Annotated in this window: 13 protein-coding genes; 4 read left to right on the top strand and 9 right to left on the bottom strand. The window is 63.3% G+C overall.

All coding sequences use genetic code 11. The features are described 5' to 3' along the window. Nucleotides 1-94 precede the first annotated feature (94 nt). Entirely contained in the window at nucleotides 95-958 is an 864-nt protein-coding gene (locus tag ACTHLF_RS15100) for an MBL fold metallo-hydrolase (RefSeq protein ID WP_440328233.1), read from the bottom strand. Nucleotides 959-1,158: 200 nt separating this feature from the next. Between ACTHLF_RS15100 and ACTHLF_RS15095 the strand changes: the two genes are divergently transcribed. Then, a complete protein-coding gene (locus tag ACTHLF_RS15095) occupies nucleotides 1,159-2,103 on the top strand; it encodes a LysR family transcriptional regulator (RefSeq protein WP_440328232.1) in 945 nt (314 codons plus the stop codon). Here the strand turns inward: ACTHLF_RS15095 and ACTHLF_RS15090 are convergent. Next, entirely contained in the window at nucleotides 2,057-3,250 is a 1,194-nt protein-coding gene (locus tag ACTHLF_RS15090; protein ID WP_440328230.1) for an MFS transporter, read from the bottom strand. The genes ACTHLF_RS15095 and ACTHLF_RS15090 overlap by 47 nt on opposite strands. A gap of 260 nt (nucleotides 3,251-3,510) precedes the next feature. On the opposite strand from ACTHLF_RS15090, the gene ACTHLF_RS15085 reads away from it, so the two are divergent. From ACTHLF_RS15085 to ACTHLF_RS15075, 3 genes are all read left to right on the top strand, one after another. Then, nucleotides 3,511-3,819: a GNAT family N-acetyltransferase gene (locus ACTHLF_RS15085; RefSeq protein ID WP_440328228.1), complete on the top strand. Its 309-nt coding sequence runs from the start codon at nucleotides 3,511-3,513 to the stop codon at nucleotides 3,817-3,819. 83 nt (nucleotides 3,820-3,902) lie between these two features. Continuing rightward, nucleotides 3,903-5,597, top strand: coding sequence for an FAD-dependent oxidoreductase (locus ACTHLF_RS15080; RefSeq protein WP_440328226.1), 1,695 nt, complete (start codon nucleotides 3,903-3,905; stop codon nucleotides 5,595-5,597). A 66-nt stretch (nucleotides 5,598-5,663) separates the two neighbouring features. After that, on the top strand, nucleotides 5,664-8,612 hold the full coding sequence (locus tag ACTHLF_RS15075; RefSeq protein ID WP_440328224.1) for a sensor histidine kinase: 2,949 nt from the start codon (nucleotides 5,664-5,666) through the stop codon (nucleotides 8,610-8,612). Between the two features lie 223 nt (nucleotides 8,613-8,835). Here the strand turns inward: ACTHLF_RS15075 and ACTHLF_RS15070 are convergent, their stop codons facing one another. From ACTHLF_RS15070 to ACTHLF_RS15040, 7 genes are all read right to left on the bottom strand, one after another. Then, entirely contained in the window at nucleotides 8,836-9,246 is a 411-nt protein-coding gene (locus tag ACTHLF_RS15070) for an SMI1/KNR4 family protein (protein WP_440328222.1), read from the bottom strand. A gap of 151 nt (nucleotides 9,247-9,397) precedes the next feature. Next, nucleotides 9,398-9,802 carry a hypothetical protein gene (locus ACTHLF_RS15065; protein WP_440328220.1) on the bottom strand — a complete coding sequence of 135 codons (405 nt, stop codon included), beginning with the start codon at nucleotides 9,800-9,802 and terminating at the stop codon, nucleotides 9,398-9,400. A gap of 1,114 nt (nucleotides 9,803-10,916) precedes the next feature. Next, nucleotides 10,917-11,693 (bottom strand): NAD-dependent epimerase/dehydratase family protein, encoded by a 777-nt coding sequence (locus ACTHLF_RS15060; RefSeq protein ID WP_440328219.1) that lies wholly within the window; start codon nucleotides 11,691-11,693, stop codon nucleotides 10,917-10,919. 228 nt (nucleotides 11,694-11,921) lie between these two features. Next, nucleotides 11,922-12,200, bottom strand: a complete 279-nt coding sequence (locus tag ACTHLF_RS15055; RefSeq protein ID WP_440328217.1) for a hypothetical protein — start codon at nucleotides 12,198-12,200, stop codon at nucleotides 11,922-11,924. A gap of 369 nt (nucleotides 12,201-12,569) precedes the next feature. Continuing rightward, nucleotides 12,570-12,701: a hypothetical protein gene (locus ACTHLF_RS15050; RefSeq protein ID WP_440328215.1), complete on the bottom strand. Its 132-nt coding sequence runs from the start codon at nucleotides 12,699-12,701 to the stop codon at nucleotides 12,570-12,572. A 64-nt stretch (nucleotides 12,702-12,765) separates the two neighbouring features. Then, nucleotides 12,766-13,395 (bottom strand): hypothetical protein, encoded by a 630-nt coding sequence (locus ACTHLF_RS15045; RefSeq protein ID WP_440328213.1) that lies wholly within the window; start codon nucleotides 13,393-13,395, stop codon nucleotides 12,766-12,768. Between the two features lie 109 nt (nucleotides 13,396-13,504). Next, nucleotides 13,505-14,512, bottom strand: a complete 1,008-nt coding sequence (locus ACTHLF_RS15040) for a lysophospholipid acyltransferase family protein (protein WP_440328212.1) — start codon at nucleotides 14,510-14,512, stop codon at nucleotides 13,505-13,507. Nucleotides 14,513-14,645: the final 133 nt, after the last annotated feature.

The following is a 14,645-nucleotide window of genomic DNA, read 5'->3' as shown; positions in this document are numbered from 1 at the left end:
GTTTCGGGGAAGCCATGCAAGAGAACCACCGGGGCGCCCTCACCCGCTTCGATGTAGTGCTGGCGGATGCCGTTTGCCTTGACAGTGTGGTGTTTCATCGCACCGGACTCCACGTGTAGCCGGCGCCGTCCTTACCCACGGTTCCGATGCCCGGAAACTGGAGATGGGCACCTGCGACGAGCTCGCCCGTCTTGCTCGCGGCGTCGAGCGCCTTCAATCGACTGCCCACCGCAGCAGCAGGCGTCGAGTCGAACCGGATAGTGACCTTCGGGTCGGGGAGCTGCGCAGCGGCGAGATGGACAAGGTCACCCCACACCATCAGTACCTTGCCGTTGCTCTCGACACGGAAGCCCGTGTGGCCTGCGGTGTGTCCAGGCTCGTCGATCGCCGTGATGCCGGGTCCCACCGTATCGCCCGTATGAAAGTCCTTCACGTGACCTGCTTCCTCATACGGCTTCAACGCGGTCGCGACGGCATCGAACGTCGCAGCGACCGAGCCATCGACACGGCCTGCGTTGGCACGGTTCTCCCAGAACGCCCTCTCCCGCTCGTCGACGCGCACGGTGGCGTTGGGGTAAACCATCCTGCCATGGTCGATAAGCCCGCCGACATGGTCGGCATGCAGATGGGTAAGGAGCACCTCGTCGATCTGGTCGGCGCGATAACCCGCGGCCGTCAGGTGTGCGTTGACCTGCCCGAGTGTCGTGCCAAGGAAGGCGCCGGAACCGGTGTCGATAAGGATGCGCTTGTCGCCGGTGTCGACGAGAAACGCATTGACGGAGGTCGGTACACCATCGCCGAGATGCGCCTTTGCCAGCGCATCCCGTACTTCGCCCTTGCGGGATTCCACCATCAATCCAGAGGCGGGAAGCGTAAAGCTTCCGTCGGAAAGGGCCACGACCTTGACGTTGCCAACCGCCAGTTTGAAGAAACCGGACGTATCGTCGGCGGCATGCACCGTTGACGCTACCGTCGTGAGCAGCAGGGCAAATATAGAGGCGAGACAATGACGCCGAGAGTGCTTGCAAAAAGACATGGGAGGACACCAATGGTGGGATGAACCGAGTGTGCGAATCGGCGATGGATCTGGATAGCAGAAAGGTGACGCGCGCTCTGGCACACTGTCGTGCATACATCGCACGACAGGTTGCTATCGATATGGACCGCTTTGCCTCCATGCAGGTCTTCGAGGCCGTGATGGAAACCGGCTCATTCTCCGCGGCGGCACGACGCCTCGACGTCGGCCAGCCCGCGGTGTCCAAGGCCATCGCGCAACTCGAGGAACACCTCCAGGTGCGACTCTTCCTGCGAAACACCCATGGCCTGGTCCCAACGGAGGCGGCCCGCGCGTTTCACGAGCACGCGCGGCTCGCCTTGTCACATCTCAACGAGGCAGACGAGGCAGCACGTGGTGAGCGTGCGGCGCTGACAGGCCCCCTTCGCGTCACGGCACCGGTCACGTTCAGCCGTATGCGCATCATTCCCCACCTGCCCCGCTTCTTCGACGCAAACCCAGGCCTGACGGTGGAGATGATCCAGGACGACCGGCCGCTGGACCTGGCTCGGGAAGGTGTGGACCTTGCCCTACGCATCGGCACGCTCGACGACTCGGAGATGACCGCCCGCGTCCTGGCGCGGAGCGAGCGTGTCCTGGTCGCATCGCGGCGCTACGTGGAGACCCACAGTGCTCCATCGACCGTCGCGGAGCTGGCCGACCATGCCGTCGTAACGTATGCCCATAGCGGGTTACCACGTGCGCTATCCGCATTACTCGGGACGCGCACGGAGGAGGTCACGGTCGACGGGCCACTCCATGTCACCGCAGCGGAGGGGCTGCGCGCGGCAGTCCTCGCCGGCATCGGCATAGCCGTAACCTCACGCTGGGTCGTGGATGCCGAACTCGAAAGCGGGGACGTCGTGCAGTTGCTTCCCGACTGGGCGTTCGGCGAGGTCGCTCTCTGGGCCGTCTATCCCGCCGGTCGCATGCCGAGCGCAAAGGCGCGGGCCTTTGCGGCCTTCGTCGAGGCCTTGATGAACCCCGACGAAGGCTGCTCCCCTAGTGCACTTGCTGGGTTTCCGGGACACGCCGCTGGGCGAGCGTGAGCAGCAAGGCACCCATGGGCAGCACACCGCCAAGCACGCAGACCGCCAGCCAGCCGCCGCGACCCCACGCGGTGGCCGCCACCAGCGAGCCGATTGCGCCGCCCACGAACATCGTCGTCATGAACAGCGTATTGAGCCGACTCTTGTATTCCGGGTGGAGCCCATAAATGAGGTGCTGGTTCGATACCAGCGAAATCTGCACGCCAAAGTCGAGCACGATAACGCCGATGACGAGTCCGATGAGGCTTGACCACAACCCGAACACAAGCCACGCCACGATCGTTGCGGCCGCGCCAAGCGCGATCACTGGCGCGGGCCCGCGGCGGTCGGCAACCCGGCCTGCCACCGGCGCCATGGCCACGCCAACCGCACCGACGATGCCGAAGAGACCCGCCGATGCGGCACCAAGGTTCAGCGGCGGCTCGGCCAGGCGCAGCGCAAGAGTCGTCCAGAATGCGGAGAACGACGCAAACAGCAGGGCCTGGGTGATGGCGGCCCTGCGCAACACCGGCTCATTGCGCCAGAGGTGGATGAGCGAGCCGAGCAAGTCGCCGTAGCGCAGCTTCCTTGCCGGATGGTGTTCGGGCAGCCTGCGGGCCATCAGTACGGCACCCACCAGGGCCAGGGGCACTGCGAACCAGAACATGGCCCGCCAACCCGCAAAGCTCGAGACCAGGCCCGCCAGCGTGCGGCTGAGCAGGATGCCCGTGAGCAGACCGCTCATCACGGTGCCGATAGCCGCACCGCGTTTCTCCGGCGACGAGAGGATGGCCGCGAACGGTACGATCTGCTGCGCCACTGTGGCTGCGGCTCCGACCAGGATGGAGGCCATGGCGAGCACGGCCAGCCCCGGGGCAAGGGCCATGACAACGAGGGCCAGGGCCAGCACGCCGAACTGCACCACGATGAGCCTGCGCCGTTCGAGCATGTCGCCGAGCGGCAGAAGGAAAAGCAGGCCCGCCGCGTAGCCGAGCTGCGTGAGTGTGGGGATCCATCCGCTGACCCGGCTGTCTTGCAGGGCGGCGGACATCACACCCAGCATGGGCTGGTTGTAATAGATGGAGGCAACCGCAAGGCCTGCGGCCAGCGCCATGGCAAACAGGGTCCCTCTTCCGGGGCCGCTGGTGGACTGGGTTGATGAGGACATGGTGGATTCCAGGGATGGGAAATGGATGCGCATGCTACGCGCGAACCGTGCGCTTGCTCAGCTGGGCAATCGCATGGGGGGCATTCCCAACGGGCATGGTGGATCCTGCTTCAACGTTCCCCTGACTGGATTGAACGAACGTCAGTCACTGAGACTTACATGACGCCATGTTGTGCTCACGCCAATAATGCAAGCGTTGGGCTGCCGCAAGCGCTAGCCTTCCGCAGTCGCCGGCATGCCGGCCATCCAACGGCGCGAACATGGCAGCGGATATTGTCATCAGGGACGTGCCCGAGGAGGGCCGCTTCGTTGCAGAACTCGGCACGGAGTCCGCAAGCGCCTGGTATACGCGCGACGGGAAGATATTGCGGCTCTTCCGGGTCGACATCTCCGATAGCCTCATTTCCGATGGCGTCGGGATCCAGCTGGTGCGGGTCGCCCTGGCGCACGCCCGTGAGCGCGGCCTGCTCGTCGAGCCGGCTTGCGAGTTCGTCATCGGTTACATGCGGGACAACCCTGAGACACAGGATCTGCTGACTAGCGCGGGGGGGCGGCTGCTCCGCCAATGACGTTTCTACGTGCGCATTCTGCAATCGCGCGCGCCGTGAATTTCCTAGAGTGTGATCGTCGCAATGCTGGCAGGAATACCGTAATGAGCCCGCTCGAGCCCAACGATCCCTACGCACGCACGGCGCAGATATTTCCACAGCTTTCGGATGCGATGGTTGCCACGGCCCGCGGCTATGGCCATGAGGTCGAGCTCGGAGACGGCGAGCTGCTGTATGCGCGTGGCCAGCGCGGCGTCGATTTCTATATCGTCCTGTCGGGGGCGGTCGAGGTCTTCGAGCTGGAAGCCGATGGACAGGGCACGGTCTTCGTCACCCACACACACGGGCAATTCACCGGTGAGCTCGATCAGCTCAACGGGCGCGAGGTGCTCGTGCATGCACGCGGGAGTGGGTCGACGCGGGTCATCCGTATCGGTCGCGAACCATTCCACACGATGCTTGCCGCGGAGCCTGCGCTCGGTGAGCTCGTCATGCGCGCCTTCATCCTACGGCGTGTCGGGCTTATCCATCACGGCACCGGCGGCGTGCTGGTCGTGGGCGCCGCCCACCAAGCGCAAACCCTCGCCGTACAGCGATTCCTTACGCGCAATGGATATCCCCATCGTGTCGTCGACGTCGGCGACGTCGGCGAGCAAACGCAGGTTCTCGATGGGCTCGGCGTCACGGTGGATCAGTTGCCGGTTGTGATTCTCCCGGACCACACCGTGGTTCCCCAGCCCACGACGCACGAGCTTGCCGACCGGCTCGGTCTGACGGAGGCTATCGACCCGGACCTGGTCTATGACGTCGCTGTCGTGGGCGCCGGTCCCTCGGGACTGGCGGCGGCCGTCTATGCGGCTTCCGAAGGGCTGAAGACCATTGTCGTCGAGGCGCTTGCCCCCGGTGGCCAGGCCGGCACGTCATCGCGCATCGAGAACTACCTTGGATTTCCGACTGGCATCTCCGGCGGTGCGCTCGCGGGGCGGGCGCATATCCAGGCGCAGAAATTCGGGGCGCGCCTTGCCATCTCCCGTGCGGTCACCGCGATCGACTGTGCAGGGTCCGCTTATGTGCTCGAACTCGATGGCGGCGAACGTGTCCAGGCGCGGACGGTCGTGGCCGCCAGCGGCGCGCGCTACCGCAAGCTCGATGCCGTTGACTACGAGCGCTTCGAAGGCAGCGGTGTGCACTATGCGGCCACCGCCATGGAAGGCGCACTTTGCGCAGGCCAGGAGGTAATCGTCGTCGGCGGCGGAAATTCTGCTGGCCAGGCCGCCGTCTTCCTCGCGCAGACCGCCTCCATGGTCCATCTTGTCGTGCGTGCCGCCGGCCTCGCAGCCACGATGTCCAACTACCTGATTGAGCGCATTACGCGCTCACCGCGCATCACGCTTCACGCGCACAGCGAAATTATCCTGTTCTATGGCGGCTACCATCTCGAGCGGGTGTCCTGCCACCGGCGGGACACCGGGGAGGTGCTCGTGCACCCGGCAAGCCATGTATTCGTGATGATCGGCGCCGACCCGAACACATCATGGCTCGGGCAGTGCGTCGCTATCGACGCCAAGGGCTTTGTCGCCACGGGCCGTGCTGTCACCAGTGATATCGCCGGCTCGCCTTACGCCACCAGCCGCCCCGGCATCTTTGCCGTCGGCGACGTCCGGTCGGGCTCGGTCAAGCGTGTTGCCTCCGGCGTCGGCGAAGGGTCGGCCGTCATCCAGGCCGTCCACGAATATCTCGCGGGGACGAAGACGAATGCGCCGCCCGAACCCTCCGTAGCCACGGCCGGCGCGGCCTGACGGGCCCGGGTAGACCCTGGCCGGGGCCATGGTCACAATCGACAGACACTGTTCCGGGGAAGTTTGATGCGCCCATTTCTGAGCCGCCTGCTGACAGCCGTCAGCATGGCCCTGCTGCTGGTCGCACCGGTTGCCCACGCCGACGCCCCGCCCGATCCGGCGTACCACTCCATCCGCAAGCTCATCCACCGCGCGTATCCCGCGAGCGCCGGCGCGCCACCTGGTGTGTGGGCGATGGCGCAGGACCGCGAGGGCTACCTCTGGCTTGGGGGCCCCACGGGTCTATTCCGGTTCGATGGCGTCAACTTCGATGGCAGCCTCAGCCACCTGCTGGCCCATCCGCAGATCATGGCGCTTTACGCAGCTCGCGATGGTGCCATCTGGGTGGGTGGGCGAAATGGCGATATCACCCGCTTAGCCGATGGAAAGGCGGAGGTGTTCCCGAAAGAGGACCGCGCAGGGACGGTGGTATCCATCGTCGAGACCCGTGACGAAACGTTATGGGCGATCCGCACGAGTGGCCTTTACCGGTTCACCGGTTCAGCCTGGCAGCGGTTCCCAGCGACCGAACCGGGTCCTCCGGATTTCTTCCAGCAGGGCTTCGTTGCCGCGGACCAGTCGATCTGGATCCTGCGTGATAGAAGCGCGCTACAGAAGCCGCCCGGCGCATCGGCTTTTCTGTTGCGTACGCCAGCGGACTTCCGCGCCGCGCAGCTTGGACGACCTGGCGGCCTATGGAGGCCGGAGTCACTGCTTGCCGAGGAGTTCGTCGACAGCGAAGGTGCCATGTGGTGTGGGACGAACAACGGCGTGGTGCGCATGGTCTGGCCAGGCGATGGGCCCGCCACCGGCATGCCGAGGGTCGAGACCTACACGGAAAAAGATGGCCTCACGGGTCAATCCGCCCTTGCGACCCTCAAGGATCGCGACGGGACCATCTGGGTCGCCACGCCCAAAGGCATCGACCAGCTCCGGCCAAGCCGCTTTAACCCCCTGGAGTTGCCCGCAGACAGCTACAAGCCGGCCATTGCAACGGATGGACGGGACCACCTGTGGGTCGCGTCGCAAGGCGGCGTCATAGAATTCGGCGAGACACCGCGACCGTGGCCGGACATTGACACCTCGGCCAAGGTTGTCGGTACCGCGCTTGATGGCACCGTGCTGATGAATTCCACCACCGGTCTCCTGCGTGCGGACGGAACCACTGTCGTTTCGTCGCCCCTGCCCGCGGCGATGACGGACCTGCCTGCCCAGATGCGTGCGATCACGCAGGCGCGCGACGGCTCCATATGGCTTGCCTTCCGGCAGGCGTTCCGCGAGAAGGACGGCGCCGTCACACTGCTGGGCAAGGACCAGGGTCTGCCACCACGGGGAAAGTTCATTCGCGCGATCGTGCGGCAGGCTGGCCATGGCCTTTGGCTTGGGTACGACGACAGCACCGTTGCCTCTATCGAGGACGACGGGACGCATGCAAAGGTGTACACGGCAGCGGACGGCATCACTACCGGGCAAGTTGCGGCGCTATGGCCGACTGCCCGCGGCGTCTGGCTGACAGGCGACCATGGCGTGCAGTTCCTCACCAACGACGGGCAGGCGCGCACGCTCTCGTTCGAGGGTGGGCAGACGGTAAGGGTCGGCACCGGCATCGTGGAGCAGGCAGACGGCGACCTGTGGGTCAATGCCGCCGACGGCCTGTATCGCGTTGCGGCCGCCGACATGAAAGCGTGGTGGAACGACGCTAGGTCGCCCGTTCCCGCACTGCACCTCGACGAACGGGACGGATGGCCCGGCCTTCGGGACGCCGTGCCTACGCCGTCGCTGATTCCGGGTGCAGGTGACCGATTGTGGGTCGCCTCGGACAGCGGCGTGGCGGGACTCGATCCCTCACGCATTAGCCGGAACCCGCGTGCACCCGAGGCCACCATCGTCAGTATCAACGGAGCCGCTGGCAGGCCCGACATGCAGCTCGGGCCGGGCACTACGCGCCTCGATATCCACTACACGGCCCCTATCCTGGCCATTCCGGAGCGGGCGCGTTTTCGTTACCGCCTCTCGACCGTCGACGAGCAATGGCATGAGGCCGGCAATGTGCGGGAGGCGACCTATACCAAGCTCGGCCCGGGCCACTACACCTTCGAAGTGATGGCCGCGAACGAGGATGGCGTGTGGTCCGCCACACCGACGCGGTTCGCACTGCGGATTGCGCCTTTTTTCTATCAGTCGGTGTGGTTCAAGGTCTTCTGCGGCGCACTCGTCCTCGCCCTGCTCTATGCGCTCTACGCGTGGCGAATGCGCGTGCTCGGTGCCGTCCTGCTTGCCCGGGTCATGGAACGCGAACGCATTGCCCGCGAGCTGCATGACACGGTGCTCCAGGGACTCCACGGTGTCTTGTTGTATGTGCGGGTTGCCGCCAACGCGATCAGTGAAGGCGCCGTCCGCGACCATCTGGAACAAGCGCTGCGCGTCGCCGAGCAGGCGATGGCGGAGGGACGCGAACGCATTGTCGACCTGCGCACGGCACCGCAGCCCTCCAGCATGTTGGTTTCCCGCCTGCGCGCCGCACTCGCCGAATGCATCGCTGGCACCGAAATCGACGGCGCAGTGACGGTCGATGGCGCCGAGCGCCCCCTCCGTTCGGAGGCAGAGGATGACATCAACGCCATCGTGCTCGAACTCATCCGCAACGTGCGAAAACACGCCCAGGCTAATTCGGTTTGCGTGAACGTACGGTTCGGCCGGCATCACCTTGATATCGAGGTGAGCGACGACGGCGTGGGTGTTGCGCCGGGTGCCACGACGAAGCCGCTATCGTTCGGGCTTCAGGGCGTGAGGGAACGGACGGCCCGGTGGTCGGGGCACTTTTCTATTGGGCCTGGCGAGCCCAGGGGTACGAGTGCTTATGTGACGATTCCTGCGACGGCTGTTTATGCGACAGCCGCCAGGCGCCGGCGGTGGGTTCCGCTTTGGCGTGACGCTCGGCGTGGTGCAGCCAGTGATCAGCGCGACCTCAACTAATTTTGCGGAGAGTCCGCACATGTGGGCACGGCGGTGGTTGAGTTACCTGGTAACCGCCTTGTCTTTTGAATCAGAGGCCTTCACATTTGTGAGGCTTCAGAATTTCCCTGATGTGGACTGGGCACGGCTCCAATGAGGCGTCCACAAGGCATCATTCCGCCGCCTCACGCTCGATTCGGTCACGCCCACGCCGCCTCGACCATGCAGCGATCTCACATACGGATCACTCGTACATGGTGTCCGCGGCGAGCCTCGAGAACAGTCCAGTCAAGTCATCGGCCAGGACAATTGCATCGGCCCACCCAAGGCCGATAAACGGGACCATCACCACCTTCACGTCGTTCTGGCGCAGGTCGAAACCGAAGCCCTCGCCCGCCCCATTCGATGCAAAGAGCAGGAGCCCGGGTGCGTATCGTGATGACTCATAGTCTTCGTTCCAGGGTGCAATTTCCTCGACTCGCCACAGATGGATGAAGTTGGACCCAACGAAGCCAGCGCCTCCGTTGGACGCCTCCATGAACATGAGGTAGTCGTCCGGCAGACGATCAACCAGTGGACCAAGGGCCCGCTCCAGCGACTGGCGATCAATCGCCGTGTTCGGCTCCCAGCGGGAAATCATCGAGTTCAGGGACATGCCACCGCCTGATCTGTTGAGTCGTTCTGGTGTTGAGTCCAACGAGGGGTAGCGTCCCCTCATGTATACCACCACCTCGGTCCACCGGGTTCGCCCCCGGATACAGCAGCGCCACAGTTACCTGGTAACCGCGCACCGGCTGCACGACGCATCAGCGGACCATCTTGCCCGTCATCAGGTCAAGCGCCGACCTGAAATCGTGACGTGAGATAGTTGCAGAAAGCGGAAACTTCCTCCCCCCGGCCTTCTGCCAGCAAGACAGGAACCAGTTGAAAAGCTCTTCGGTCGCGAGTCGCCAGGCGTCGCTGTCGGGGCTCTCGCTTTCCAGCTTTTCCTCGAGGGCATACGGGTAGACGCAATCAATCTCCAGCAAACCCGGGTCAACTGGGCTTGGGTAAGTCGCTTCGCCGTCAACATAGAGGAAGAATTCGCAGTTGTCGCTGTCAACGAAGAAGGCTCGCACCGGGAATTCATACGTGAATCCGTCACTGAAAGCCTCGAACTGCAGAGCGACGACTTGCGGCGGGTACTGATGGTGGACGAGAGCCTCGAGCACCGGGATGAGCGATCCATCTAGACGCGAGAGGCTGGATAGGACTTCCTCTCTAAATGACATCTCTCCAATTGACATTGTGGCGACCCGTTCGTTTCAGAAATGAGGCTGGCTTGACGTGCTGGTAGCTCAAGGAGCAGCACATGGAGCGTCGGTCGGCGCCTCGGGCCCTCCGGAGGCCTCTGGGGATGGGGCACCAACGCCCTACCCGATGCCCTCCAGTGATGAGCCATGTGCGGCACCCGTATATCACGCATGTCGGCGATGCTCCCCGCCACTCCGCGCTTGATGTTCTGACGGCGTTCTAACGTCCGGCCCGCCGAAATCCGTCACGGTACTGGTTCGTAACGTCACCCGGTGTCGGAACGAGCGGGTCGAGGCAATCGTCATCCTTGCACGCCTCGATAAAAGTCCGACCGGCGAAGAAAGCCCATTCCGAAGGCTCGTCGTGGAAGGGTGTCACGAGGAGCCTGAGATCACACGAACCATCCGTGCGGATGCGTACCGTCATTCTGTCCCACTTGCGACCATCCCAATCGACGCCATACTCGATTCCCCGTGCTTCGACAGTGTCGGCGAAAGCGTGCGTGCAGCCAGCCGGCTCCAGAACTATCAGTGTCGATGAGGGGTAGTGAACGTCATTCAGCCGCCATGCCGACCCCGGTGGATCAGACTCTCCGACGCGCTGAAGCTTCGTTACTTCCACCGAGCCCTGACGGATGCACCACGTTCCTCGCTTCAGCGCACAGCTGAACGGAACTGACGGCGCGGTTGCTGGACCAGGCTTATCCCATCCCTTCGCGCTCTCGTTGGCAACGAAGACCCCCGTCAAAAGTACGGCGAGCGAGAACGAGTTTACGAGAGTACGCATTTTCGACACCGTCCATTTGCTGCCTTGACGCCCGGCGCACACGTATTCGTATTCGTCGGCCCCTGCAAAATCTCGAGCAATGTCTGCGCGCTGGCGCCTCCCTTTAATTTATACATCACCCCAGACGCCCCGGGGCCATCGATCAGCGCCCGGTGAACGCCATGCACCCAATATGGTCAGGGGGCCAGTAGTAAAGCGGCGAGCGCCGCACGCGGCGGACGATGCGCAATCGGATTACGGAAAGTGTCAGCTATGGGCCGCCCCCGCATCACCATGGGCGCTGGGCACGTTGCCACGCAGCCCAGGCAACCATCCGAGAATCTCGCGGGCTTTCGACAGGTCGAGCACTCTATCGTCGTCGGCGATGTTGTAGACGCCGGCCGTGCCCACCTCGAGCGCCATGATTGCGGCGCTGACCGCGCCATCGACATGGAGGGGCCTGTCCTTGCCTTCTGGCGTATCGGCCCCCGTGCCGTCGCCCCAGAGCTGTCCATAGCGCAAAACAACACCGCCCGACTCCAGCACGCTCTTTTCAAGCGCCACGACGCCGGCGACGCTCACCGAGCGCATGCCCTCTGCCTTGACGTCGAGCGCATCGGTCTCGGAGAACCGTCCTGGGCCAGGCGCATACGCCCACGCAATACTCTGGGCGACAACGCGGGCTACGCCAGCGGCGCGGGCTGCCGCCATGAGGTTGCGGGTGCCTTCTGCGCAGATACGGGAGTTGCGGACGATGCCCTCCTGCATGCGCGACGCGTCGAGGTTGCCTGGCAGGTCCGTGAGCTGATGGATGACGGCGTCCGGACGTGCGGCCATCATGATCCTGGTCAGGCGTTCGGCGTCGAAGACATCGGCGATGACGGGGATGGCTCCTGCCGCGAGCAGACTGTCCGCCTTGGCCGGGTCGCGTGTTAGCCCCACAATGCGGTAGCCGGCATCCACAAGCTGAGGGACCAGCCGTCGGCCGATGGCTCCGGTTGCGCCTGCGACGAGCACGCTTGAGCGTTTCGATGGCGTCATCATGGGTCAGTTCCTCCGGAAGAAGCGTTCACCATAAGGGTGTCTTGCACCATCCAATAGGGCCAAGAACTGTGATATTGGCCGGGACAACTCGATCCAGCCCACCTGACAGAGGGTGGGCCAGCGGACGATGTAAACCTGCCATCGCGAAGAACCCGGCGGCGCCTTCGCCGCCCTACGTCCACAGGCTCCTTGCTGGATCCTTCATCGCCGCGGGCTTGAGCCCGTCAATCAGGCCGACTTCACCGCGTTCCAACTTGCCCGCGCCCTCGCCTCCCCAAGCTGCCTGGCACTAAGAAGCATCATGGCGGCCACGGCTTCCAGCGACAGCGAAAGGCGCCCCATGTCCACATCCTCCGCTTCATGAATCAGATCGGCCAACGTCGCCGTGACACCGCGTGCGTACTGCAGCCACATCGTTGCTTCGTTGAACAGGTCATTCGTGGATGGAAGACCTTCCGTGTGGCCCTGGTCTTCTGCGTGTTCAAAGGTCTCGCTCATGATCGTCATCTCGCTTTCCTCTCGCCACGATCCGCGTTCTAACGTGGCACGACAGGCAACGACCCGCCGTGCCACGGACCATAGGTTCGCGGGTTCACCGGCAGCCCGTGACCGGGCGCCGGGTGGCTTGATTGATGAAGTGGGTGTGGCGATGACCGTCCGTGAGGCGCTCCAGGCATGGATGCCTGCCTCATTCGATTAAGAATTGCCTCAAAACGGTCGCGCCGCGGTTCTTCAACCGTGCCTGTACGTTAGCCAGGCGGCCCGTTGACCGGTGGGGTGTCGCCGGGGGGATCCGGCGGGCGAGCGAGTGCCGTATGATCTGGGGTAGCCAAATCAACTCTCCTAAAGTTGGTTCTGGTTAGCGGGTCAGGGGTGCTACAACACCTCTGGCTCGCGATTCTCACCGTCGAGACGGTGGTTGTCCGCGTTGGGCGGTTCGACGTTGACGCGGGCAACGGAAGCAACGTAGCAGATCTGGCTGGTGTTTTGTTTGAGAATGTTGGCCATGTTTCTTGCGCTGTTTGTTTGCGCGAGTTGGCCGCTTGGTGTCGCTCCGATATCTCGCATCACTTCATCGGTTCGTGTAGCCCGGTGGCGTGCGAGAGCGCAGTGATGGGTCACTGCAACCGTGTTCGTCGCGTGCGCGGGCCATGTCCGCTTCGGTCACGTGGTGCTCGATGCGCTCCTCTACGGACATGCCTTCCCAGGTGTCCAGATCTACGCAATGTTTGTCGACGGCGCCTGTGATGCTTCCGATGATTCGGACTACGCCGGCCAGGCCTTGGGTGCGTGGGTCGACCATGCGGATGCGGGGTGCGCCTTTTATAGTGGGGGCGCCAGGTAGGCGGATTTGTCGAGCTGAGGTGAAGTCCTGACCGCGGAGGCCGTTGCCTCCTGGGATGTAGTCGGTCGCTTGTGACTGGCCTGCGGGAAGGTCGTGCTCGGGTTGCAGCACACCGGCGCGAGCACTATCACTGACGTTGTTCGCTGGCGAGACCGTCTCAACCGGTGGGATTGTGGCGGCAGGTCGGACGGCTCTGCGCATAGCGGGCCTTGGCTTGCCCGCTTCTGGCATCGCCTTCGTAGCCGCAGGGACGGTAGCTCGGTGGCTTGCCACGTCAATGAACCGTACTTCGATCGTGTCCAGCCACGCCTGGTCCCGTTCCATCGGCTGGACTGGTTGCATCGACAGGATGGCCATTACCAATCCTAGGTGGAGTGCTGCGACAGTGCCGATTAAGGTGCCTCGCCACGCCCAGCCCGGTCTTAACTCTCGCCACCTTGAGGCAGTCACCATCAAGATCTGTCCCTTAGATCGCACTGGGCGCACTATGCGAAAGTCCAGACAGTTCTGGCATTAGCTCCAATAATTGTGGCGCCGACGCGAGTCTCACATGAACCGCGGCACGGTAGTCGTCAGCTTCCGAGGATGAGCCCTCCCTAAATTCCGACGCATACGCCACGTTCTGCCAATAGATCCAATGCCACGGCTCGCGAGCGAGCTGCCGCTCCATATCCGCAAACAAGGCGCGCGTCATATTGAAGACCCGCTGCTCTCTGCATCCATCGAGAAAGCTATCCGGCCGGATCTCGCTGCCGAAATCAATACGAATACGCCTATCTCGCGTAGGAACCGTATACACAGGCACGATTGATGCGCCCGTAAGGACGGAAAGAACAGCGGAACCTGGCATAGCCGGATACAGCCGACCGAAAAAAGGCACGTACACGCAATCTGACGGGTCTTGCACTACGTCAAACATGATGCTGACGCACTCACCCCGTCGCAAGGACTTGGCCGCCCTGATGAGGTCCGGCGGTCGATTGTGCAGGACACGCAGCCGATCCGGAAACCTTTCAAAGAGCGTGTCAAAGCGCAGGTTACCCGGCACATCCGCAGGCGCGTCGTAGAAGACGTTCGCCGGCCTGACCGTCGACGCCACGGAAGCGAAGAGTAGCGCGCCACCCAAGAACGGCCCGTAATGCGGCGATGCGAAGATTGCCCCGCGGGTCCCCGACATATGAGCCGTAAACCGCTCAATGTCGACATCGACATAGGTACTAACAAACGCCTCGAGACTGCCTTCGTCCACGCCAAAAGCCTGCTCATGAAGCCACTGCGATCGAACGCGCGACGCCAAAGCCTGTGACCGATAACGTGCATCCTTCGTCGGAAGATTTTCGATACCTGGCGAGGCAGCGACTCCGACCTTCTCATATAAACGCTCTGGGATGATCCCCCCAAGCCTAGAGAACAGGGTCGGAAGGTGCGGGAACAACGACCTCACGGTAGCACCCCTGATTTTTTCGTAACTCATACTTGGATCCGAGCCATCGACTTAGCACTCTCCTGTATTAGTCGTGCAATCGCTGCCACTGACTCGTCGCCCGGTGATTTAGCTAGCCATAACCGGGCAATGGCCTCAAGCTCCTTTAGCTGTTGAAGGAGAG

Origin of the sequence: Luteibacter sp. (assembly GCF_051958795.1) — a bacterium.
Classification (GTDB): Bacteria; Pseudomonadota; Gammaproteobacteria; order Xanthomonadales; family Rhodanobacteraceae; genus Luteibacter.
The sequence above is the reverse complement of the archived record's forward strand: the minus strand, read 5'-3'. Positions and strand labels throughout refer to the sequence as shown.